Source organism: Streptomyces hygroscopicus subsp. hygroscopicus (genome assembly GCF_001553455.1).
GTDB classification, from domain to species: Bacteria; Actinomycetota; Actinomycetes; order Streptomycetales; family Streptomycetaceae; genus Streptomyces; species Streptomyces hygroscopicus.
Window position 1 is genome coordinate 1 of record NZ_BBOX01000674.1, and the last position, 701, is coordinate 701.

Genomic DNA, 701 nt, shown 5'->3' on the forward strand with positions numbered 1-701 from the left:
CGGCTGGCCGCCATGCCCGCCGGACCCGACCGCGAGGCACTGGCCGAGAAGCTGGTCGAGGCATGGCTGCCGATGGCCCACCGCCTGGCCCGCCGCTACCGCAACCGCGGGGAGAACCTGGAGGACCTCGAACAGGTCGCCGCCCTCGGCCTGGTCAAGGCCGTCAACCGCTACGACCCCCACCGCGGCGGCGCCTTCGAGCCCTACGCGATCCCCACCATCGTCGGCGAACTCAAGCGGCACTTCCGCGACTGCAGCTGGGACCTGCACGTACCCCGGCGCGTACAGGAACTGCGCAACAAGGTCCGCGCCACCATCCAGCAGATCGCCACCACCGAAGGCGCCGACCGCTCCCCCACCGTCGCCCAGGTCGCCCAGACCGCCGGCCTGAGCGAGGAAGACGTCCTCACCGGCATGGAAGCCATCGACAGCTTCCGCTCCCTGTCCCTGGACGCCGAACTCGCCGACGCCGACGACGGCTACTCCCTGGCCGACACCCTCGGCCAGCCCGAGACCCGCTACGAGACCGTCATCGCCCGCGAAGCGGTCAAGCCCTGCCTGCACCGGCTCCCCGAACGCGAACAGCACATCCTGTACCTGCGCTTCTTCCGCGACATGACCCAGACCCGCATCGCCGAGGAACTCGGCATCTCCCAGATGCACGTCTCCCGCCTCATCACCCGCAGCTGCCGCGACATCCG

The 701-nt window shown here is 70.3% G+C and carries 1 protein-coding gene; it reads left to right on the forward strand.

What is annotated here, in order from left to right:
• The coding region (locus AXW62_RS39790; RefSeq protein ID WP_060948564.1) for a SigB/SigF/SigG family RNA polymerase sigma factor at window positions 1–701 on the forward strand (701 nt) is incomplete at both ends.